Source organism: Escherichia sp. E4736, assembly GCF_005781225.1.
Lineage (GTDB): Bacteria > Pseudomonadota > Gammaproteobacteria > Enterobacterales > Enterobacteriaceae > Escherichia.
Map to the genome: position 1 here is coordinate 85,084 of NZ_VATT01000002.1, position 22,648 is coordinate 107,731.

24 protein-coding genes are annotated in these 22,648 nt (G+C 51.6%); 17 read left to right on the plus strand and 7 right to left on the minus strand.

Features of this window, described 5'->3' with window-relative positions; translation table 11 throughout:
* Positions 1-174: 174 nt before the first annotated feature.
* Positions 175-2,193 (plus strand): NADPH-dependent 2,4-dienoyl-CoA reductase, encoded by a 2,019-nt coding sequence (fadH, locus tag FEK46_RS01180; RefSeq protein ID WP_135559862.1) that lies wholly within the window; start codon positions 175-177, stop codon positions 2,191-2,193.
* Positions 2,194-2,303: 110 nt separating this feature from the next.
* Here the strand turns inward: fadH and higA are convergent, their stop codons facing one another.
* The 3 genes from higA to rlmG form a co-directional block, all read right to left on the minus strand.
* Positions 2,304-2,720 (minus strand): type II toxin-antitoxin system antitoxin HigA, encoded by a 417-nt coding sequence (higA, locus tag FEK46_RS01185; protein WP_135559863.1) that lies wholly within the window; start codon positions 2,718-2,720, stop codon positions 2,304-2,306.
* Positions 2,717-3,031, minus strand: a complete 315-nt coding sequence (higB, locus tag FEK46_RS01190; RefSeq protein ID WP_000550189.1) for a type II toxin-antitoxin system toxin HigB — start codon at positions 3,029-3,031, stop codon at positions 2,717-2,719. The genes higA and higB overlap by 4 nt, the downstream gene beginning before the upstream one ends.
* A gap of 283 nt (positions 3,032-3,314) precedes the next feature.
* Entirely contained in the window at positions 3,315-4,451 is a 1,137-nt protein-coding gene (gene rlmG / locus FEK46_RS01195) for a 23S rRNA (guanine(1835)-N(2))-methyltransferase RlmG (RefSeq protein ID WP_135559864.1), read from the minus strand.
* Positions 4,452-4,535: 84 nt separating this feature from the next.
* Here rlmG and FEK46_RS01200 point away from each other — a divergent pair, with 84 nt between their 5' ends.
* The 5 genes from FEK46_RS01200 (at position 4,536) to sstT (ending at position 9,810) form a co-directional block, all read left to right on the plus strand.
* Complete coding sequence (locus tag FEK46_RS01200) at positions 4,536-5,039, plus strand: M48 family metallopeptidase (RefSeq protein WP_001295542.1); 504 nt, start codon at positions 4,536-4,538, stop codon at positions 5,037-5,039.
* A gap of 76 nt (positions 5,040-5,115) precedes the next feature.
* On the plus strand, positions 5,116-5,808 hold the full coding sequence (locus FEK46_RS01205; RefSeq protein WP_135559865.1) for a vancomycin high temperature exclusion protein: 693 nt from the start codon (positions 5,116-5,118) through the stop codon (positions 5,806-5,808).
* A gap of 78 nt (positions 5,809-5,886) precedes the next feature.
* Positions 5,887-6,873 carry a Gfo/Idh/MocA family oxidoreductase gene (locus FEK46_RS01210; RefSeq protein ID WP_130210402.1) on the plus strand — a complete coding sequence of 329 codons (987 nt, stop codon included), beginning with the start codon at positions 5,887-5,889 and terminating at the stop codon, positions 6,871-6,873.
* 282 nt (positions 6,874-7,155) lie between these two features.
* Positions 7,156-8,121, plus strand: coding sequence for a TerC family membrane protein Alx (gene alx / locus FEK46_RS01215; protein WP_001098819.1), 966 nt, complete (start codon positions 7,156-7,158; stop codon positions 8,119-8,121).
* Positions 8,122-8,565: 444 nt separating this feature from the next.
* Positions 8,566-9,810, plus strand: a complete 1,245-nt coding sequence (gene sstT, locus FEK46_RS01220) for a serine/threonine transporter SstT (protein WP_130210400.1) — start codon at positions 8,566-8,568, stop codon at positions 9,808-9,810.
* Positions 9,811-9,813: 3 nt separating this feature from the next.
* Here sstT and FEK46_RS01225 read toward each other — a convergent pair whose 3' ends face one another.
* From FEK46_RS01225 to uxaC, 3 genes are all read right to left on the minus strand, one after another.
* Positions 9,814-10,365 carry a YgjV family protein gene (locus tag FEK46_RS01225; protein ID WP_130210398.1) on the minus strand — a complete coding sequence of 184 codons (552 nt, stop codon included), beginning with the start codon at positions 10,363-10,365 and terminating at the stop codon, positions 9,814-9,816.
* Between the two features lie 241 nt (positions 10,366-10,606).
* A complete protein-coding gene (gene uxaA / locus FEK46_RS01230) occupies positions 10,607-12,094 on the minus strand; it encodes an altronate dehydratase (protein ID WP_130210396.1) in 1,488 nt (495 codons plus the stop codon).
* Between the two features lie 14 nt (positions 12,095-12,108).
* On the minus strand, positions 12,109-13,521 hold the full coding sequence (gene uxaC, locus FEK46_RS01235) for a glucuronate isomerase (protein ID WP_130210394.1): 1,413 nt from the start codon (positions 13,519-13,521) through the stop codon (positions 12,109-12,111).
* 483 nt (positions 13,522-14,004) lie between these two features.
* Here uxaC and exuT point away from each other — a divergent pair, with 483 nt between their 5' ends.
* The 11 genes from exuT to FEK46_RS01290 all read left to right on the plus strand — a co-directional run bounded on the left by exuT (position 14,005) and on the right by FEK46_RS01290 (position 21,621).
* Complete coding sequence (gene exuT, locus FEK46_RS01240; protein ID WP_130210392.1) at positions 14,005-15,303, plus strand: hexuronate transporter ExuT; 1,299 nt, start codon at positions 14,005-14,007, stop codon at positions 15,301-15,303.
* Positions 15,304-15,432: 129 nt separating this feature from the next.
* Positions 15,433-16,209 carry a transcriptional regulator ExuR gene (gene exuR / locus FEK46_RS01245; protein ID WP_064529587.1) on the plus strand — a complete coding sequence of 259 codons (777 nt, stop codon included), beginning with the start codon at positions 15,433-15,435 and terminating at the stop codon, positions 16,207-16,209.
* 344 nt (positions 16,210-16,553) lie between these two features.
* Complete coding sequence (gene yqjA, locus FEK46_RS01250; RefSeq protein ID WP_064529586.1) at positions 16,554-17,216, plus strand: DedA family general envelope maintenance protein YqjA; 663 nt, start codon at positions 16,554-16,556, stop codon at positions 17,214-17,216.
* A gap of 3 nt (positions 17,217-17,219) precedes the next feature.
* A complete protein-coding gene (gene mzrA, locus FEK46_RS01255) occupies positions 17,220-17,603 on the plus strand; it encodes an EnvZ/OmpR regulon moderator MzrA (protein WP_130210390.1) in 384 nt (127 codons plus the stop codon).
* Between the two features lie 146 nt (positions 17,604-17,749).
* Positions 17,750-18,118: a DUF1090 family protein YqjC gene (gene yqjC, locus FEK46_RS01260; RefSeq protein WP_135559866.1), complete on the plus strand. Its 369-nt coding sequence runs from the start codon at positions 17,750-17,752 to the stop codon at positions 18,116-18,118.
* Positions 18,119-18,155: 37 nt separating this feature from the next.
* Complete coding sequence (locus FEK46_RS01265; protein WP_130210386.1) at positions 18,156-18,461, plus strand: YqjD family protein; 306 nt, start codon at positions 18,156-18,158, stop codon at positions 18,459-18,461.
* A gap of 2 nt (positions 18,462-18,463) precedes the next feature.
* Positions 18,464-18,868 carry a phage holin family protein gene (locus FEK46_RS01270; RefSeq protein ID WP_130210384.1) on the plus strand — a complete coding sequence of 135 codons (405 nt, stop codon included), beginning with the start codon at positions 18,464-18,466 and terminating at the stop codon, positions 18,866-18,868.
* Positions 18,858-19,157, plus strand: coding sequence for a YqjK-like family protein (locus FEK46_RS01275; protein ID WP_135559867.1), 300 nt, complete (start codon positions 18,858-18,860; stop codon positions 19,155-19,157). Before FEK46_RS01270 ends, FEK46_RS01275 begins: the two co-directional genes overlap by 11 nt.
* Before the next feature lie 186 nt (positions 19,158-19,343).
* Positions 19,344-19,736: a DoxX family protein gene (locus tag FEK46_RS01280; RefSeq protein WP_135488730.1), complete on the plus strand. Its 393-nt coding sequence runs from the start codon at positions 19,344-19,346 to the stop codon at positions 19,734-19,736.
* 246 nt (positions 19,737-19,982) lie between these two features.
* Complete coding sequence (gene yqjG, locus FEK46_RS01285; RefSeq protein WP_130210378.1) at positions 19,983-20,969, plus strand: glutathionyl-hydroquinone reductase YqjG; 987 nt, start codon at positions 19,983-19,985, stop codon at positions 20,967-20,969.
* A 283-nt stretch (positions 20,970-21,252) separates the two neighbouring features.
* A complete protein-coding gene (locus FEK46_RS01290; protein WP_130218283.1) occupies positions 21,253-21,621 on the plus strand; it encodes a DUF805 domain-containing protein in 369 nt (122 codons plus the stop codon).
* Between the two features lie 33 nt (positions 21,622-21,654).
* Here the strand turns inward: FEK46_RS01290 and yhaJ are convergent, their stop codons facing one another.
* Positions 21,655-22,551, minus strand: a complete 897-nt coding sequence (yhaJ, locus tag FEK46_RS01295) for a DNA-binding transcriptional regulator YhaJ (RefSeq protein ID WP_001041008.1) — start codon at positions 22,549-22,551, stop codon at positions 21,655-21,657.
* Between the last annotated feature and the right edge of the window lie 97 nt (positions 22,552-22,648).

Sequence of the window (22,648 nt, forward strand, 5' to 3'; positions counted from 1 at the left end):
CGCTCCCGTAGGCCGGATAAGACGCGTCAAGCGTCGCATCCGGCGTTACCACCGGGCGCATTCTTTTTGAATCCCATCACAAACCCCGCACTCCCCTTTTCCCTTTTCTCCGGCGACGGCTAAATTAGAACTCATCCGACCACATAACAATTATTTTACATACTGGACAATTTTATGAGCTACCCGTCGCTGTTCGCCCCGCTTGATTTAGGTTTTACCACGTTAAAAAACCGCGTGCTGATGGGCTCAATGCACACCGGGCTGGAGGAATACCCGGACGGTGCCGAGCGGCTGGCAGCGTTTTATGCCGAACGCGCCCGTCACGGCGTGGCGCTGATCGTCAGCGGCGGCATTGCACCAGATTTAACAGGCGTTGGCATGGAAGGCGGCGCAATGCTCAACGACGCCAGCCAGATCCCACACCATCGCACCATTACCGAAGCGGTACATCAGGAAGGTGGCAAAATCGCCCTGCAAATTTTGCATACCGGGCGCTACAGCTACCAACCGCATCTGGTCGCTCCCTCCGCATTGCAGGCCCCCATCAACCGTTTCGTTCCTCACGAACTCACCCATGAAGAGATCCTGCAACTGATCGACGATTTCGCCAGCTGCGCACAACTGGCGCGGGAGGCCGGATACGACGGTGTAGAGGTAATGGGTTCCGAAGGGTATTTGATCAACGAATTTCTGACGCTGCGCACCAATCAGCGTAGTGACCAGTGGGGCGGCGATTACCGCAATCGGATGCGATTTGCCGTAGAAGTAGTGCGTGCGGTGCGCGAACTTGTTGGCAACGACTTCATTATTATCTACCGACTGTCGATGCTCGACCTGGTCGAAGGCGGCGGTACTTTTGCCGAAACGGTAGAGCTGGCGCAGGCCATTGAAGCGGCGGGCGCGACCATTATCAACACCGGCATTGGCTGGCATGAAGCGCGTATTCCGACCATCGCCACGCCCGTGCCGCGCGGTGCCTTTAGCTGGGTCACGCGCAAACTGAAAGGCCACGTTTCGCTGCCGCTGGTGACCACCAACCGGATTAACGATCCGCAGGTTGCCGACGACATTCTCTCGCGCGGTGATGCCGATATGGTGTCGATGGCGCGACCGTTTCTCGCTGATGCGGAGCTGCTATCAAAAGCGCAATCGGGACGAGCCGATGAGATCAACACCTGTATTGGCTGCAATCAAGCCTGTCTCGATCAGATCTTCGTTGGCAAAGTCACCTCGTGCCTGGTGAATCCTCGCGCCTGCCACGAAACCAAAATGCCAATCCTTCCCGCCATGCAGAAAAAAAATCTGGCGGTAGTCGGTGCAGGTCCGGCAGGGCTGGCGTTTGCCATTAACGCGGCGGCGCGTGGTCATCAGGTAACGTTGTTTGACGCTCACAGCGAGATCGGCGGGCAATTTAATATCGCCAAACAGATCCCCGGCAAAGAGGAGTTTTACGAAACGCTGCGCTATTACCGCCGCATGATCGAAGTGACGGGCGTGACGCTAAAACTCAATCACACCGTGACGGCGCATCAGTTACAGCCGTTCGATGAAACGATCCTCGCTAGCGGGATCGTACCGCGAATTCCGCCCATTGACGGGATCAATCACCCGAAGGTGTTGAGTTATCTCGATGTACTGCGCGACAAAGCGCCGGTGGGCAACAAAGTTGCCATCATCGGTTGTGGTGGGATTGGTTTTGATACGGCGATGTATTTAAGTCAGCCGGGCGAATCCACCAGCCAGAATATCGCCGAGTTCTGTAATGAGTGGGGGATCGACAGTAGCCTGCAACAGGCCGGAGGTTTGAGTCAGCAAGGCATGCAGATCCCTCGTAGCCCACGGCAAATTGTGATGCTCCAGCGCAAAGCCAGCAAACCAGGACAAGGGTTGGGCAAAACTACGGGCTGGATCCATCGCACCACCCTGCTCTCGCGCGGCGTGAAAATGATCCCTGGCGTAAGTTATCAGAAGATCGACGATGACGGGCTGCATGTGGTGATAAATGGCGAAACGCAGGTGTTAGCAGTGGATCATGTGGTGATCTGCGCAGGGCAAGAGCCAAACCGCGCGCTGGCGCAACCGCTGATTGATAGCGGGAAAACTGTGCATTTAATCGGCGGCTGCGATGTGGCTATGGAGCTGGACGCGCGACGGGCGATCGCGCAGGGGACACGGCTGGCGCTGGAGATTTAAATCGTGCATTGAAGTGCCGGATGCGACGCTTGCCGCGTCTTATCCGGCCTGGGGGTAATGTGCTGAACGTAGGCCGGATAAGGCGTTTACGCCACATCCGGCAGGCCGCGTTAATCAATAAACAATGCAGGGGAAATGCCGAATCGCGTTGCCAGTTTTTTAGCGTGTTCCAGCGTTAATTTTCTCTTTCCGTTCAAAACGCGTGACACCATCGATTTACTGCCAATTTCCGGCAGATCAGAAAGGGTTAAACCGTATTGATCCATCAGTGTACGAATCACAGCAACACCGCCAGGCATGGCTTGAGCCATGGCATTAAATTCAGCAAATTCAGGCGCTGATTCTTCCCACGCTGTGATTTTGGCACACACCAGATCCAGCAAGGGGTTTTCAGGATCGTTGAGCAGCAGATGATCGACCAGTTCCAGCGCCTGGGCGTATTGTTCTTCGTTCTGGATACCCGCCAGAAAAGGTGCCACAGCGGTTAGCTTTTCTCCTGCTTGCAAGATGTCGGCAATCGCAATCATTTTTTCCCCTTAGTACGATGAACGGCGGTAAAGAAATCGTATTCTTTATGCGTCATAACTTCACGTATGTAGCACTTTTGCGATTCAAAAAAGACCATTGCTACAACACGTAATTCATTGCCCCCGACATTGAAAACATAATGCTTATCCAGATATTTGAAGTTATCCAGAGATGGGAATACTGCTTTTAATGACTCAGGTTTTTTGAAATATCCCTTAGCAATCGTGTTCCCCAGAGCCACCAACTCCGTTTTATGTTGCGGGTATTTTTCCGCAGCATCTTTCAATGCTTTTTGAGTTATCAGGTGCATTCTTCATCACGTCCGTTGACAAATTGGCAATATGATAACACCCGTTGACAGATTGGCAACGGATGATTTTATCTGCGTGACGGAAGAATAAACGTTGAACAACGCTAAACAAGAGAATGCAGAGGATGGTGACTGGGATTTTTTGTTTTATGGAAGCGCGATTCCAGAACTGGGCAGACATTGCCGGATGCGACGCTTGCCGCGTCTTATCCGGCCTACGGGTAATGTGCTGAACGTGGCCGGATAAGGCGTTTACGCCGCATCCGGCAGGTAACTCCCAATCTTATCGACGACGCCCCAGCTTCACTGCTTTCAGCACCACAAATTTATTATTCGTCGCAATAGTGGTGCAGTTGCCGAAAATTTTCTTCAGTTTATGGAAGTAATCCAGGTGACGGTTGGCAACGATATACAGCTCGCCGTTGATTTTCAGGCAGCGGCGGGCGTGGTGGAACATTTCCCAGGCGACGTTATCGGTTAGCGCATGTTGCTGATGAAACGGCGGGTTGCAGAGCACAGCATTAAAGCGGAAAGGCTCCACGCCGGAGAGCGCGTTGTTGATCATAAACTCGCAGCGATCCAACGCCTCTGGCATGTTGGTTTCGACGTTCAAACGGCTGGAAGCAACAGCCATCGGTGATTCATCGACAAACACCACTTTCGCCTGCGGGTTTTTATCAAGCAGCGTCAGGCCAATAACGCCGTTACCACAGCCGAGATCGACAATCTCCCCTTCGAGATTTTCCGGCAGATGTTGCATAAAGAAGCGCGCGCCAATATCCAGCCCGGTGCGGGAGAAGACATTCGCATGGTTGTGGATAGTCCAGTCAGTACCTTCCAGCTTCCAGCTAACGGTCTGCGGCGCATCGGCCAGCGGCGGTTCATTGAAAGTGCAATTAATCAGGCGCGCTTTTTTCCATGCCAGCGTGGTGGTGGTCGGGCCGAGCACTTTTTCGAACAGTTCCAGCGTGGAAGTGTGAATGTCACGGGCTTTGGCACCGGCAATAATGCGTGTTTCCGGCGTGACCACTTTGCGCAGCGCACGCAGTTGCTGCTCAAGCAATGCCAGTGTTTTCGGTATTTTGATCAGCACCACGCCCGGCTGTTGCGGGTAGTCAGCGGTGCTGTCAAGAAACTTCACGCTCGACTCATCAATCCCGTTGAGGCGTAAATTCTCGCGTGTCGCCAGTTCGCTGATGTATGAGTCGCCGATGCTGTACGGCTTATGTTCCGCCATCGCACAGCTTAACGCGCCAAAAGCATCATTCAGGATTAACACCGGGCCGCGGATTTCTGTATCGTCCAACTGTTGCAGCAAATATTCATCCGCCGCTTCCCACGCCTGTAGCGGGTTAACGTCATCCGTCGCCGGAAAACGTTGTAGTGTCAGTGAACGGAAACCGTTGTCTAAGTGGCTCATCGGCCCTCCTGAATGATAAAATTTCGACGTTGCCCCTGAAAAGGGTGCGTGAGTATACCCTTTTTCTCTTTTTCGTGGGCGGTTATGAGCAATCTTACTTATCTTCAGGGTTATCCCGAGCAGCTGCTTTCCCAGGTGCGCACGCTGATTAATGAACAGCGTCTGGGCGATGTGCTGGCAAAACGCTATCCGGGAACGCACGACTACGCCACCGATAAAGCCCTCTGGCAATATACCCAGGATCTAAAAAATCAGTTTCTGCGCAATGCCCCGCCGATCAATAAAGTGATGTATGACAATAAGATCCACGTGCTGAAAAACGCGCTCGGGTTACATACCGCTGTTTCACGTGTGCAGGGCGGCAAGCTGAAAGCGAAGGCGGAGATCCGCGTCGCCACCGTGTTTCGCAACGCGCCAGAACCGTTTTTGCGCATGATTGTGGTGCACGAGCTGGCACATCTGAAGGAGAAAGAGCACAACAAAGCGTTTTACCAGTTGTGCTGCCATATGGAACCGCAGTACCACCAGCTTGAGTTCGACACTCGCCTGTGGCTGACGCAACTGTCACTGGGACAAGACAAAATCTGAAAATGATCTCAGGCGCTATCTTTTCCTCCTTTAGCGCCTAAAATCGACCTCCCCTCTATCGTTAAGGATAACGACCATGCTGCGCGCATTCGCCCGCCTTCTTCGCCGCATTTGTTTTTCTCGCCGGACTCTCAAAATTGCCTGTTTTCTGTTGCTTGTGGCAGGCGCGACGATTTTTATCGCCGATCGGGCAATGGTCAACGCCAGCCAACAACTCACCTGGAGTGACGTCAACGCTATTCCGGCACGTAACGTGGGTTTATTGTTGGGAGCAAGGCCAGGTAATCGCTACTTTACCCGACGTATTGATACCGCCGCAGAGTTGTACCACGCAGGAAAAGTGAAATGGTTGCTGGTCAGCGGCGACAACGGACGTAAAAATTACGATGAAGCGTCAGGCATGCAGCAGGCTTTGATCACTAAGGGCGTACCGGCAAAAGTGATCTTCTGTGACTACGCCGGATTCTCAACGCTTGATTCAGTGGTACGTGCCAATAAAGTGTTTGGGGAAAACCATATCACCATTATCTCGCAGGAATTTCATAACCAACGCGCCATCTGGCTGGCAAAACAGTACGGCATCGATGCTATCGGGTTTAACGCGCCAGACCTGAATATGAAGCACGGTTTGTATACTCAGCTGCGGGAGAAACTCGCCAGGGTTAGAGCGGTGATAGACGCAAAAATCCTCCATCGTCAGCCAAAATATCTCGGGCCGTCGGTCATGATTGGTCCGTTTAGTGAGCATGGTTGTCCGGCGCAGAAATAATGCGTATCCGCGCACGTCGAAGATGAAAAAGGCGTGCTACATTGACGGCAGAATCCCTTTATGGAGTATCCACGCGTTATGATACGTTTCGCTGTGATTGGTACGAACTGGATCACTCACCAGTTCGTGGAGGCCGCACATGAGAGCGGTAAATATAAGTTAACCGCCGTCTATTCCCGCAGCCTTGAACAGGCCCAGCACTTCGCCAATGAGTTTTCTGTCGAGCATCTGTTTACGTCGCTGGAAGCGATGGCGGAAAGCGATGCCATTGACGCGGTGTATATTGCCAGCCCGAATGCCCTGCATTTTGCCCAGACGCAGCTTTTCCTTAGCCACAAAATTCATGTGATTTGCGAGAAACCACTGGCGTCGAATTTGGCGGAAGTGGATGCGGCCATTGCCTGTGCGCGGGAAAATCAGGTGGTGCTGTTTGAGGCATTTAAAACGGCCTGCCTGCCTAACTTTCATCTGTTACGCCAGGCGCTGCCAAAAGTCGGCAAACTGCGGAAAGTCTTTTTCAACTACTGCCAGTATTCCTCGCGTTATCAACGTTATCTGGATGGTGAGAATCCCAACACCTTTAATCCGGCATTCTCTAACGGTTCAATTATGGATATCGGCTTTTACTGCCTGGCGTCGGCGGTGGCGTTATTTGGTGAACCGAAAAGCGTGCAGGCAACCGCCAGTTTGCTGGCAAGTGGCGTGGATGCCCACGGCGTGGTGGTGATGGATTACGGTGATTTCAGCGTTACGTTGCAGCACTCAAAAGTCAGTGATTCTGTCCTGGCGAGCGAGATTCAGGGCGAAGCGGGATCGCTGGTGATTGAAAAACTCTCTGAATGCCAGAAAGTCTGCTTTGTGCCGCGCGGCAGCCAGATGCAGGATCTCACTCAGCCACAGCATATTAATACCATGCTCTACGAAGCAGAGCTGTTTGCTGAACTGGTGGATGAGCATCTGATTAATCATCCGGGGCTGGCGGTTAGTCGCATCACCGCCAAACTGCTGACCGAGATCCGCCGCCAGACTGGGGTGATTTTTCCGGCAGATAGCGTAAAACAATAATGGTTACCGTAAAGCAGTGTAAAAGGCATGTAACAGACCATTGACTGGATGAATGGTCTGTCATACTTTGTTACCTGCAAAGGGGAGTAACTTCATTGCCGGTCGATCGTCATTACGATGTGTGAAAAAACACATCCGGTCACCGGGCAACCCGAAAGGAATACGCAGACGTATTCCTTTTTTGTTGTAAGTGAGACCTTGCCGGAAGGCGAGGTCTATGCATAAAAAGCAGCGGCTGACGTCTTCCGACGTTGGCCGTTTTTTTATGTGTAAGGAACTTCTATGAATACTGTCGGCACGCCATTGCTATGGGGCGGATTCGCTGTTGTTGTCGCCATTATGTTGGCTATCGACCTGTTGTTGCAGGGGCGTCGTGGCGCGCATGCCATGACCATGAAACAGGCTGCGGCCTGGTCGCTGGTGTGGGTGACCCTTTCGTTACTGTTTAACGCCGCTTTCTGGTGGTATTTAGTCCAGACGCAGGGGCGCGAAGTCGCGGACCCGCAGGCACTGGCCTTCCTCACCGGTTATCTGATTGAGAAATCGCTGGCGGTCGATAACGTCTTTGTCTGGCTGATGTTGTTCAGCTATTTCTCTGTTCCGGCGGCATTACAACGCCGCGTGCTGGTATATGGCGTGCTCGGGGCGATTGTTCTGCGTACCATCATGATCTTCACCGGTAGTTGGCTGATTTCTCAGTTCGACTGGATCCTGTATATCTTCGGCGCCTTCCTGCTGTTTACTGGCGTGAAGATGGCGCTCGCCCATGAAGATGAATCAGGGATTGGCGACAAGCCGTTGGTGCGCTGGCTGCGTGGTCATTTGCGTATGACTGACACCATCGACAACGAGCATTTCTTTGTGCGTAAGAATGGCTTGTTGTATGCCACGCCGCTGATGCTGGTGCTGATTCTGGTGGAGTTGAGCGACGTGATTTTCGCCGTGGATAGCATTCCGGCTATCTTCGCCGTTACCACCGACCCGTTTATTGTGCTGACCTCAAACTTGTTTGCGATCCTCGGCCTGCGTGCGATGTATTTCCTGCTGGCGGGCGTAGCAGAGCGTTTCTCGATGCTCAAATATGGTCTGGCAGTGATTCTGGTGTTTATCGGTATCAAGATGCTGATTGTCGACTTCTACCATATTCCGATCGCCGTTTCGCTGGGCGTGGTGTTTGGCATTCTGGTGATGACGTTTATTATCAACGCGTGGGTGAATTATCGGCATGATAAGCAGCGGGGAGAATGATTCGCTGTATATTAAGCCATTACTGGAGATAACTCATTCCAGACAAAGATGAGCTACTAATTATGTAATCGGCTTATAGCTCTTTACAAAAAGACCGCACGGGTGCAGGGGGCGGCAGCGATTGGCCGCCCCCTGCGCGCTCCCCGCGCCAGTGACTTTATATGGCATTGCACATTAAAGGAGCGCAACCGTTCTCATATTCCAAATTGTTTTGCCCATATGTCATCTAATCAGCCTTAGTAGCCAGTCCTTCCCTCTGCTTATGTCAAATAAATGTAACCATTAAGTTGCAAAACATGACCTCTCTTTAAAATCCAGCATTTTTCGCTTCCCGAAGCTGTAACTTTCCTTATACTCGACTTGGCAAACACTTTGTTACATCCTGAAAGATGCGTCGACAGAACGCACCAGGGATGTGCGACAACACAACGAAAGGATCGAAAAATGACTACGCAACGTTCACCGGGGCTATTCCGGCGTCTGGCTCAGGGCAGCCTGGTAAAACAAATCCTGGTCGGCCTTGTTCTGGGGATTCTCCTGGCATGGATCTCAAAACCGGCCGCTGAAGCTGTCGGTCTGTTAGGCACTTTGTTCGTCGGTGCATTGAAAGCTGTAGCGCCAATTCTGGTGCTGATGCTGGTAATGGCTTCCATCGCTAACCACCAGCACGGGCAGAAAACCAATATCCGCCCTATTCTGTTCCTCTATCTGCTGGGTACTTTCTCTGCCGCGCTGGCTGCAGTTGTCTTCAGCTTCGCCTTCCCTTCGACCCTGCATTTGTCCAGTAGCGCGAGCGATATTTCCCCGCCGTCAGGCATTGTGGAAGTGATGCGAGGGCTGGTGTTGAGCATGGTTTCCAACCCCATCGACGCCCTGCTGAAAGGTAACTACATCGGGATTCTGGTGTGGGCCATTGGCCTTGGTTTCGCTCTGCGTCACGGTAACGAAACCACCAAAAACCTGGTCAACGATATGTCGAATGCCGTTACCTTTATGGTGAAACTGGTGATTCGTTTCGCACCAATCGGTATTTTTGGTCTGGTAGCTTCAACGCTGGCAACCACCGGTTTCTCCACCCTGTGGGGCTATGCGCAACTGCTGGTGGTGCTGGTTGGCTGTATGTTGCTGGTGGCGCTGGTGGTTAACCCGCTGCTGGTATGGTGGAAAATTCGTCGTAACCCATTCCCGCTGGTGCTGCTGTGCCTGCGCGAAAGCGGTGTATACGCCTTCTTCACCCGTAGCTCGGCGGCGAATATTCCGGTAAACATGGCGTTGTGTGAAAAGCTAAATCTGGACCGCGATACCTATTCCGTTTCTATTCCGCTAGGGGCGACGATCAATATGGCAGGCGCAGCCATTACCATTACCGTGTTGACGCTGGCTGCGGTCCATACGCTGGGTATTCCGGTGGATCTGCCCACGGCGCTGCTGTTGAGCGTAGTTGCATCACTTTGTGCCTGTGGTGCATCAGGCGTGGCAGGTGGTTCTCTGCTGCTGATCCCGCTGGCCTGTAATATGTTCGGTATTCCGAACGATATCGCCATGCAGGTGGTTGCCGTCGGCTTTATCATCGGCGTGTTGCAGGACTCCTGCGAAACCGCGCTGAACTCTTCAACTGACGTGCTGTTCACCGCAGCGGCTTGCCAGGCGGAAGATGCACGTCTGGCAAATAGCGCCCTGCGAAACTAATGCTTAGCCCCTTTCGTCTACGGCGGAAGGGGTTTTCTCCACTTTAAACGGATCAATTCCCCTTCTCTGCATACGCCAGAAACGAATGATGTTCAGGCCATTCATTAGCAGAAAACTACCCTCAATCATCGTGCCACCAATCGACCCGGCCCAAATGTTGTGAGTTAACCAGCAACAAGTAGAAAACCACATCACGCAGCGCATGGTCAGTCCTTTAAAGCGAAATAGCGCCCAGGTACTGACAATCGTGCCAATGACTGGCAGCAGCTCCATCGGATGATGGAACTTCGCCAGACCAACTCCTCCCGTCAGCACGATGAAGATCGCCATTATCCATAAACTACGGGTACGCAGAGTAATTAACGTACGGATAGCATTGAGGATTGAGCTGGCCCCCGCCGGGAAGACACCCATCAGGAAAAAATGTATGCCAATAAATACGCTATAGATGGAAAGCTGAATTTTGAAGCGACGTTCATCGCGGTTGAAGAATGTTGTAATACCAATCAGAAAGGCGATGACACCGACGCCCTGGGCCAGCCAATACGCGGTCATGATAAATCCTTAGCAGGTATGGAAAAGCAAACGGCGCTTCGAGTTAGAAACGCCGCTTCAGATTGCTGACAAAGTGCATCTCATTTCTTGCCGGATGCGGCGTAAACGCCTTATCCGGCCTACAAGATCGTGCAACTTTACTATATTGCGAAGCGCATCAGGCAATTATGCGTTTATCAACAATCTTAAACGACGCTTCATATTATGAAACGCCGTTTTTTATTCACAACTTATTTCGACTTTACAGCGTTACGCCGCTTTTAAAGATCGCCAGTTCGCGAAAGTCGTTACGCTCGTTGCAGGTTTGCTTACCGTTGGCAAACTCAACGATGGTATCGATAAATTCTTCCAGCAACTGCGGCATCGCTTTACCGTGGATCAGCTGACCCGCGTCAAAGTCGATCCAGTGTTTTTTCTTCGCTGCCAGTTCGCTGTTGGTAGCGATTTTCACCGTCGGTACAAATCCGCCGTACGGCGTGCCGCGACCGGTACTAAACAGCACCATGTGGCAGCCCGCACCCGCCAGGGCGCTGGTCGCTACGGCATCGTTACCCGGTGCACTTAACAGGTTCAGCCCTGGTGTTTTCAAACGTTCGCCGTAGCGCAGCACGTCTACCACCTGGCTGGAGCCCGCTTTCTGCGTACAGCCGAGTGATTTATCTTCCAGCGTGGTGATACCACCCGCTTTGTTCCCCGGCGATGGGTTTTCGTAGATCGGCTGGTCATGGGCAATAAAGTACTGTTTGAAGTCGTTGACCATAGTGACCAATTTTTCAAACGTCGCTTCGTCACGGCAATGGTCCATCAGTAACTGCTCTGCACCGAACATCTCCGGTACTTCGGTCAGCACGGTAGTACCGCCGTTAGCGATGACGTAATCAGAGAAACGCCCCAGCATTGGGTTAGCAGTAATACCGGAAAGGCCGTCGGAACCGCCGCACTCCAGACCAAACTTCAGTTCGCTGAGTTTACCCGGCTCGCGCTTGTCATTGCGCATGACGTTATACAGCTGATGCAAATGCTCGATCCCGGCTTCAATCTCATCATCCTGCTGTTGGCAGATCATGAAATGCACGCGTTCAGGATCGATATCGCCCAGCGTTTCACGGAAAGCATCAACCTGGTTGTTTTCACAGCCCAGACCAATGACCAACACTGCGCCTGCGTTCGGATGACGCACCATGTTTTGCAGCATGGTGCGGGTATTAATGTGATCGTCGCCCAGCTGCGAGCAGCCATAGGTGTGGCTGAAGAGGAACACACCGTCAGTACCTTCAGCGTTGTTCGTCTCTTTCAAAAAACGGTTCTGGATCTGTCGCGCGATGCCGTTAACGCAGCCCACGGTCGGCAGGATCCACAACTCGTTACGCACCCCGACATCACCGTTAGCGCGACGATAGATCTGCACTTCACGATCTGCCGCTTGCGCAGGCAGATCCTGAAAATCAGGTTGATAGCGATACTGATCCAGATCGCTCAGATTCGTGCGCGTATTGTGGGCGTGAACGTGTTCCCCCGCCGCAATATCCGCCAATGCATAACCAATCGGTAGGCCATATTTAATGACGTTGGCCCCTTTTTCGATATCTGTTAACGCAAATTTATGTCCACGAGCAACATCCTGGCGCAGCGTTACGGTCTGGTTATCGACACTGATTTCAGTGCCTTCCGCCAAATCCACTAACGCGACCGCGACGTTATCCAGCGCATGGATCTTGATGTATTGCATATCAACCCCAGACCTTAGTTCAGTTCAATGGCGAAGTAGTCACGCGCATTGTTAAAGCAAATATTTCTCACCATCTCGCCCAGCAGGTTGATGTCCGCCGGTGCTTCGCCCGCTTCCACCCAGCGGCCAATCATCTGGCACAGAATGCGGCGGAAGTATTCGTGACGGGTGTACGACAGGAAGCTACGGCTGTCAGTCAGCATCCCAACAAAACGGCTCAGCAGACCGAGCTGTGCCAGTTGAGTCATCTGACGTTCCATACCGTCTTTCTGATCGTTAAACCACCAGCCGGAACCGAACTGCATTTTGCCTGGCATACCTTCGCCCTGGAAGTTACCGATCATAGTACCCAGCACTTCGTTATCGCGCGGATTCAGGCAGTAGAGAATGGTTTTCGGCAGCAGGTTTTCTTCGTTCTGTTTGCTCAGCAGCTTAGACAGTTCTTCCGCCATCGGACGGTCGTTGATGGAGTCAAAGCCGACATCCGGCCCCAGCAGTTTGAACTGACGCAGGTTGTTATTACGCAGCGCGCCAATGTGGTACTGCTGTACCCAGCCGCGACGTGCATATTCGGCGCCCAGGAATACCAGCACCGCAGTTTTGAACTGTGCCACTTCGTGCTCACTCAGGGTTTCGCCGGCCAGACGACGTGCCAGGATGCTGTCCAGTTCCGCTTCGTTCGCTTCGGCAAACATCACCACATCCAGCGCGTGGTCAGACACTTTACAGCCGTGAGCGGCAAAGTGATCCAGACGTTTGGTCAGAGCAGTTTGCAGATCAGCAAAGCGGCGAATATCGGTATCGGAAACTTCGCCCAGCTTCGCCATGTAGTCGTTAAAGGTCGCCTGTTCAATGTTAAAGGCTTTATCCGGACGCCAGCTCGGCAGCACTTTGATGTTGAAAGAGCCGTCTTTGGCGATCTCTGCGTGATGTTCCAGAGAGTCGATCGGGTCGTCGGTGGTGCCGACCATTTTCACGTTCATCTGCTGCATGATGCCGCGCGCGGAGAATTTGTCCTGCGCCAGCAGTTCGTTACATTCGTTCCAGATTTCATCTGCAGTAGACGGAGACAGCAGTTTGCCAGTGATGCCAAACGGACGACGCAGTTCGAGGTGCGTCCAGTGGTATAACGGGTTACCGATCGTGTGCGGAACGGTCGCCGCCCAGGCATCAAACTTCTCACGGTCAGATGCATCACCAGTACACAGGCGCTCAGCAACACCATTGGTACGCATTGCACGCCATTTGTAGTGGTCGCCTTTCAGCCAGATGTCATACAGATTCTTAAAGCGATAGTCTTCTGCGATTTGCTGCGGCGGTAAATGGCAGTGGTAGTCGAAAATCGGCTGGTCTTTTGCGTAGTCGTGATACAGACGGCGGGCAAATTCAGTATCTAACAGGAAATCTTCAGTCATAAACGGAGTCATTATCGTCTTCCTCTCAACGAGTGAGCTAGCTTGCTTAGGGTGCGATGCTGACAAAGTTATCACACCAATTTCCAGAGCCCGAAGATATTTTCGTGAGTTAGATCAATAAACGTAGTTAAAAAAATTACTCTCAAAGTGGTAAATCCCTCTGCAAGCCGCGCCAGTTCTGGCTTCGCTCTCATCCAGTAATGCCCCTACAAATATTCCCACATTTGTGATGGCTCTCACCTTTTAAAGTTGTATGACAAGTTATCTTTCTGCCGTCGCGAATCATAAGTCGACGGAATGCAAATTGCCGATTCATTCATTTGTTAGATGAATTGGGTTGACCGGTACGGAAGCCGAATTAGCACGAAACTTTCATGGCAGCGTTCGGGGTGTACCGGTTTTTTTTTCGGTCATCCGGTCGTAACTAACATCCTCTGCCCCAGGCAGGATGATGACCGCGCTTATTGCGGATATAACAAAACGATGAGGTTTTACATGCGTAAAATTAAAGGGTTACGTTGGTACATGATCGCATTGGTGACGCTCGGCACCGTGCTCGGTTACCTGACGCGTAACACTGTGGCGGCAGCTGCACCAACTCTGATGGAAGAGTTAAACATCTCCACCCAACAGTATTCCTACATCATCGCAGCCTATTCTGCTGCATATACGGTCATGCAACCTGTAGCGGGTTATGTACTGGATGTTCTGGGGACGAAAATCGGTTACGCAATGTTTGCCGTGCTGTGGGCGGTATTCTGTGGCGCAACCGCACTGGCTGGTAGCTGGGGCGGTCTGGCGATTGCCCGTGGTGCGGTAGGTGCGGCAGAAGCAGCGATGATCCCTGCAGGTCTGAAAGCCAGTTCTGAATGGTTCCCGGCGAAAGAACGCTCCATCGCAGTAGGTTACTTTAACGTTGGTTCCTCAATTGGTGCGATGATTGCGCCGCCGCTGGTGGTATGGGCAATCGTCATGCACAGCTGGCAGATGGCATTTATCATCTCCGGTGCGTTGAGCTTTATCTGGGCGATGGCATGGTTGATTTTCTATAAACATCCACGCGACCAGAAACATCTGACCGATGAAGAACGTGACTACATTATTAATGGTCAGGAAGCCCAGCACCAGGTTGGCGCGGCGAAGAAAATGTCCGTTGCTCAGATCCTGCGTAACCGTCAGTTCTGGGGTATCGCATTACCGCGCTTCCTGGCTGAACCGGCCTGGGGTACTTTCAACGCGTGGATCCCGCTGTTCATGTTTAAAGTTTACGGCTTTAACTTGAAAGAGATCGCGATGTTCGCCTGGATGCCAATGCTGTTTGCTGACCTTGGTTGTATCCTCGGTGGTTACCTGCCGCCACTGTTCCAGCGTTGGTTTGGTGTGAACCTGATTGTTTCCCGTAAGATGGTGGTAACACTGGGTGCGGTACTGATGATTGGCCCAGGTATGATCGGTCTGTTCACCAACCCGTATGTCGCGATTATGCTGCTGTGTATCGGTGGTTTTGCTCACCAGGCACTGTCTGGCGCGCTGATTACCCTCTCTTCTGACGTGTTTGGTCGTAACGAAGTGGCAACGGCAAACGGTCTGACTGGGATGTCTGCATGGCTGGCAAGTACGCTGTTTGCGCTGGTTGTAGGTGCACTGGCTGACACCATCGGCTTCAGCCCGCTGTTCGCAGTACTGGCGGTGTTCGACCTGTTAGGCGCGCTGGTTATCTGGACCGTGTTGCAGAACAAACCGGCAATTGAGGTAGCGCAGGAATCACATAACGACCCCGCACCGCAACATTAACGCTAAATGTAAGTTTTAGTTTCCCTTCAAAGCCGCCTTCTCAGGCGGCTTTTTCACCACTGCGAGTAGAGCTAAGCTCGCAAAAGTGGTATAACAAATATAGTCTGCCGTATCATGCCTGGAGCGCATATGGAAATCACTGAACCACGCCGTTTGTACCAACAGCTCGCCGCTGACCTGAAAGAACGCATCGAGCAGGGCGTCTATCTGGTGGGTGATAAACTGCCCGCCGAACGTTTTATTTCTGATGAAAAAAACGTCAGCCGCACCGTGGTTCGTGAAGCCATCATCATGCTTGAAGTCGAGGGCTATGTAGAAGTACGCAAAGGCTCGGGAATTCATGTGGTTTCCAACCAGCCTCGCCATCAGCAGGCGGCGGACGCGAATATGGAATTTGCCAATTACGGTCCGTTTGAACTGCTCCAGGCACGTCAACTTATCGAAAGCAATATTGCCGAGTTTGCTGCAACCCAGGTAACGAAACAGGACATCATGAAACTGATGGCCATCCAGGAGCAGGCGCGCGGCGAACAATGCTTCCGTGATTCCGAGTGGGATTTGCAGTTTCATATTCAGGTCGCATTAGCGACGCAGAACTCTGCACTGGCTGCCATCGTAGAGAAAATGTGGACCCAGCGTAGCCATAACCCGTACTGGAAAAAGCTGCACGAGCACATTGATTCCCGTACCGTCGATAACTGGTGTGATGACCACGATCAGATCCTCAAAGCGTTGATACGCAAAGATCCTCATGCCGCCAAACTTGCAATGTGGCAGCATCTGGAAAATACCAAAATTATGTTGTTTAACGAAACCAGTGACGATTTCGAGTTCAATGCCGACCGCTATTTGTTCGCCGAGAATCCAGTCGTTCATCTGGATACTGTGGCCAACAGCAGCAAATAAACTCCCATTTCTGACAGGCGCAGCAACGCGCCTGTTCGCTTTATCAGTAAGCGAAAAGTATAAAGTGTCAGCCTGTGTAAATCCTCTCGCCACCCTCCTCTGCAATCAGCAAAATCAGACTCCACGGACATGTAATTTTGATAACGAACAACGTTGACCTTTGTTACAATTAGATTCAATTTGAATTTATGCTATTAAATGTTTTCTTATCTCACGTTTTAACAGGGAATAGTTCAGGCCGTATTGGTGTCTCGACCCGCAATATATACAACAACAGCAATAACCTGACGGGTGTGCATCATTTAAAACCGGCGTGGCGTTAACCGATTCACCAGGAATAATGAATGGAACTTTTGACCCAATTGCTGCAAGCCCTGTGGGCGCAGGATTTTGAAACCCTGGCCAATCCGTCGATGATTGGCATGTTGTATTTTGTCTTGTTTGTGATTTTGTTCCTCGAAAACGGCTTGCTTCCAGCGGCCTTTTTACCAGGCGACAGCTTGCTGGTGTTGGTCGGTGTATTGATTGCCAAAGGCGCAATGGGTTACCCGCAGACTATTATGCTGCTCACTGTTGCGGCCAGCCTCGGTTGCTGGGTCAGCTACATACAGGGGCGATGGCTGGGAAACACCCGCACCGTACAAAACTGGCTATCCCATTTACCTGCGCACTACCACCAACGCGCACACCATCTTTTTCATAAACACGGTTTATCTGCGCTGTTAATTGGTCGCTTTATCGCATTTGTCAGAACATTACTGCCGACCATTGCCGGATTGTCAGGGCTGAATAACGCCCGCTTTCAGTTCTTCAACTGGATGAGTGGCCTGCTGTGGGTGTTGATTCTGACAACCTTAGGTTACATGCTCGGCAAGACGCCGGTATTTTTGAAGTATGAGGACCAGCTGATGTCATGCCTGATGCTGCTCCCGGTGGTACTGCTGGTGTTCGGCCTGGCAGGTTCTCTGGTTGTGTTATGGAAAAAGAAATATGGAAATCGGGGGTAAAGGATGCAAATACCTCGCATGTCGCTTCGCCAGCTAGCCTGGTTCGGCGCTGCTATATTGCTGGCTGGCACGCTGCTGCTGGCCTGGTCTGCGGTTCGTCAACAAGAATCCACGCTGGCGATCCGCGCCATTCATCAAGGGACGACGATGCCGGACGGTTTTTCCATCTGGCATCACCTTGACGCTCATGGAATTCCTTTCAAAAGCATCACCCCTAAGAATGACACTCTGTTGATTACGTTTGATTCCAGCGATCAAAGCGCCGCCGCCAAAGCGGTCCTCGATAGAACATTGCCTCATGGCTACATCATTGCGCAGCAGGACGATAATAATCAGGCCATGCAATGGCTGACCCGGCTGCGGGACAATTCTCATCGCTTCGGATAACTTCCTGTTATCCGAAACATATCACTCACTTTGGTGATTTCACCGTTACTGTCTATGATTAATAAGGCGGTGGTTAATACCACCGCCTCGTTGTCTGGACAATCGTTCCTCTGTAATGGGTCCGAGTCACAATGGAAGGTTCAAGAATGAAATACCGCATCGCTTTAGCTGTTTCTCTTTTTGCTCTTAGTGTCAGTAGTTATGCCACTACCCTTTGTCAGGAAAAGGAGCAAAATATCCTTAAGGAGATCAGCTATGCCGAAAAACACCAAAACCAGAATCGTATCAATGGCCTGAACAAAGCCCTTAGTGAAGTGCGGGCGAATTGTTCAGATAACCAGTTGCGTGCCGCTCATCAAAAGAAAATCGCGAAGCAGAAAGATGAAGTGGCAGAACGCAAGCATGATTTAGCCGAGGCGAAACAAAAAGGCGATGCCGATAAGATTGCTAAACGCGAACGGAAACTGGCAGAAGCGCAGGAAGAGCTGAAAAAGCTGGAAGCGCGCGACTACTAATCCCCAATAGTTAATACTTACTCACCTGGAGAAAACTATGTCGAAAGAACACACTACGGAACACCTGCGTGCTGAGTTGAAATCCCTGTCCGATACGCTGGAAGAGGTTCTTAGCTCCTCTGGCGAAAAGTCAAAAGAAGAGCTGAGTAAGATTCGTAGCAAAGCGGAACAGGCACTGAAGCAGAGTCGCTATCGTCTGGGTGAAACCGGTGATGCGATTGCTAAACAAACCCGCGAAGCGGCGGCGCGTGCCGATGAGTATGTGCGTGAAAATCCGTGGGCGGGAGTTGGTATTGGCGCAGCCATCGGCGTGGTGCTGGGCGTTCTGCTGTCGCGTCGTTAATTATGGCGGACACTCATCACGCGCAAGGGCCCGGTAAAAGCGTTCTGGGAATCGGGCAGCGAATTGTCACCATCATGGTCGAAATGGTGGAGACGCGTCTGCGGCTGGCGGTGGTTGAGCTGGAAGAAGAAAAAGCCAATATCTTTCAGCTTTTACTGATGCTCGGCCTGACGATGCTTTTCGCTGCATTTGGTCTTATGAGCCTGATGGTGCTGATTATCTGGGCAGTTGATCCGCAATATCGCCTGAATGCAATGATTGCCACCACTGTGGTATTGCTGCTTCTGGCACTCATCGGCGGTATCTGGACATTACGCAAGTCGCGCAAATCCACCTTGCTGCGCCATACGCGTCACGAACTGGCAAACGATCGACAACTTCTCGAGGAGGAGTCCCGTGAGCGGTAAAGTCGAACGTGAACAACGTAAGGCACAGCTGCTTCGTCAGATCCAGCAGCAACGGTTGGATCTTTCCGCCAGTCGGCGTGACTGGCTGGGGGCGACAGGCGCCTACGATCGTCGTTGGAATATGCTGTTGAGCCTGCGTTCCTGGGCGCTGGTCGGCAGCAGCGTGATGGCTATCTGGACGATTCGCCATCCGAATATGCTGGTCCGCTGGGCCAGGCGCGGTTTTGGCGTCTGGAGTGCGTGGCGTCTGGTTAAAACCACCCTCAATCAGCAACAGCTTCGCGGTTAAATTCCTCTCTGGCCGGAACTATTCCGGCCTTATCCCTCAAATTTTTTGAAAATTTTTGACAGTTTTCCTTGCTAACAATCACCATTCACTACGTTTATGCTTCTCTCCATCGACAGCAATGACGCTAATACCGCGCCCTTGCACAAAAAAACAATCAGCAGCCTGAGTGGCGCAGTGGAGAGTATGATGAAAAAATTAGAAGATGTTGGTGTACTGGTAGCGCGTATTTTAATGCCGATTCTGTTCGTTACCGCAGGTTGGGGGAAAATTACCGGTTATGCAGGTACTCAACAATACATGGAAGCAATGGGCGTCCCGGGCTTTATGCTGCCGCTGGTGATCCTGCTTGAGTTCGGTGGCGGTTTGGCAATCCTGTTCGGTTTCCTGACTCGCACCACCGCGCTGTTTACCGCTGGCTTTACACTGTTGACGGCGTTTTTATTTCACAGCAACTTTGCTGAAGGCGTCAACTCGCTGATGTTCATGAAAAACCTGACAATTTCTGGCGGATTCCTGCTGCTGGCGATTACCGGACCGGGCGCGTATAGCATCGACCGTCTGCTGAATAAAAAGTGGTAAGCACGCGCTATACTTAACGATAAAAAACGAGGGGGAAACTCCTCGTTTCAGATTGTTGACAAAGTACGCGTTGTTCATGCCGGATGCGGCGTGAACGCTTTATCCGGCTTACAAAAACATGCAAATTCAATATATTGCAAGAACCTCGTAGGCCTGATAAGCATAGCGCATCAGGCAGTTTTGCGTTTGCCATCAGTCTCAAACGAGGAGAAACGCTCCTCGTTTTTGCTATTGGAGGAGAGAAAAATGGGTCAACTGATTGACGGCGTCTGGCATGACACCTGGTACGACACCAAATCCACTGGCGGTAAATTTCAACGTTCAGCTTCCGCATTTCGTAACTGGCTCACTGCCGATGGCGCACCAGGCCCCACTGGCAAAGGTGGATTTGCCGCAGAGAAAGATCGTTATCATCTCTATGTCTCACTCGCCTGCCCGTGGGCGCACCGCACGCTGATCATGCGTAAACTCAAAGGACTGGAACCGTTTATTTCCGTATCCGTGGTGAACCCGCTGATGCTGGAAAACGGCTGGACCTTTGATGACAGTTTCCCGGGGGCAACCGGCGATACGCTCTATCAACATGAATTCCTGTACCAGCTTTATCTCCACGCTGATCCACACTACAGCGGACGTGTTACTGTCCCCGTGCTGTGGGACAAAAAAAATCACACCATTGTCAGCAACGAATCAGCAGAAATTATCCGCATGTTCAATACCGCATTTGATGCGCTGGGCGCAAAAGCGGGCGATTATTACCCCCCGGCTCTGCAAACTAAAATTGACGAACTTAACGGCTGGATATACGACACCGTAAATAATGGTGTCTATAAAGCTGGTTTTGCCACCAGCCAGGAAGCCTACGACGAGGCGGTGGTGAAAGTGTTTGAATCACTGGCGCGTCTGGAACAGATATTAGGGCAGCATCGCTTCCTGACAGGTAACCAGCTAACCGAAGCCGATATTCGCCTGTGGACCACGCTGGTCCGTTTTGATCCGGTGTATGTCACCCACTTCAAGTGCGATAAGCACCGTATCAGCGATTACCTGAATTTGTATGGCTTCCTGCGCGATATCTATCAGATGCCGGGAATAGCTGAAACCGTCAATTTCGACCATATCCGTAATCACTACTTCCGCAGCCATAAGACCATCAACCCAACAGGAATTATTTCGATTGGCCCGTGGCAGGATCTCGATGAACCGCACGGGCGGGATGTTCGCTTCGGTTAAACAAAGGCACCCTTCGTGGTGCCTCTGGTTGTTGGCTAAGTGCGTGTTGTTCATGTCGGATGTGGCGGGAACGCCTTATCTGACCTACAAAACATTGTACATTCAATATATTGTAGAACCCGCCCAGGCCAGATAAGCGTAGCGCATCTGGCGATTTTACGCTTGCCCTTATCCTTCACAGCGCCTTATTAATTCATCGAGATAATATTTACTGCAAATTCATTCATGTCTATTCTTAATTTGCTGCTTTAAAAACAAGTGATTGAGCAAAATTGAGGCAAAAATGGACTGGTATCTGAAAGTACTAAAAAATTATGTCGGTTTCCGGGGACGTGCACGGCGCAAAGAGTACTGGATGTTTATTCTGGTCAACATCATCTTTACGCTCGTGCTGGGGCTGCTGGATAAAATGCTGGGCTGGCAACGTGCCGGTGGCGAAGGCATCCTGACGACTATCTACGGCATTCTGGTATTTTTGCCGTGGTGGGCTGTACAGTTCCGTCGCCTGCATGACACCGACCGTTCAGCATGGTGGGTGCTACTGTTCTTAATTCCGTTTATCGGTTGGCTGATTATCATCATCTTTAACTGCCAGCCGGGAACACCAGGCGAAAACCGGTTTGGACCTGATCCAAAACTGGAACAGGAATAATAATTAAGCACCTTGTGAAAGGTGCTTTATAGATTATTTTCCAGCGAACAACTTTGGAATTTCCCGCAGACACCAGGATTTTGCTTCTCCCATACTGTCGCGACGCCAGGCCATAATAATATCGATTTCGCTGGTCGATTCCGGACTAACTACACGCAACCGTCCTTCAGCGATATCTTTTTCTACCATCGGGTACGGCATCGTTGCGACGCCAAGCCCTGCCAGCAATGCCTGACGTTTATCTTCAATGGTGCTGACCGTCAGGCGCGGTTGTTTATCCAGTAACTGTACGGTCAATACCGGGCGTTCACGAGCAGTATCTGCCACTGCAATTCCGCGATATTTCACGCGCGTAACTTCAGAAAGCGGTTCCGGCTCCTGATGAATCGGGTGATCAGGCGCTGCCACGTAGACGTTCATCAAGGTGTAAAGCTTACGAGAGTTGATCTCCGACGAGGAACGAAAATGCATATCCGGCGCGATAACAATATCTGCTCGCCCCTGTTCCAGCCGCTCCCACGCCCCCGCCAGCACTTCGGTGATGATTGCCAGTTGGGTATTGGCTTTAGCCGCCAGTTTGTCGATCAACGGGAAAAAGGCAGGCGTGGGCACCAGCGCCTCGGTCACAATGGTGAGATGCGTTTCCCAACCACGCGCGAGGGCTTCGGCATCGGTGGTCAGTTTATCTGCGGCTTCCAGCAGAACACGTCCTCGCTCCAACAACATCCGCCCGACATTGGTGAATTTGGTGCGATGGCCCGAGCGGTCAAACAGCACCACATCGAGCTCTTCTTCCAGTTTTTGCATGGTGTAGCTAAGCGCGGAAGGCACGCGTCCCAGCTCATCGGCCGCCGCCGCAAAACTACCACGGCGATCGATCGCATCCATAACCCTTAGTGCTTCCAGCGTTAATGCCCTTTCTTTGGCCATTTCGTTCTCATTCAGGAAATTTGAACATACCGGGCAGAATATCTGGCTAACAATGTAGCGTCCAGCCCCTTACCATAAAAGGAAGTAAAGAGAGGTC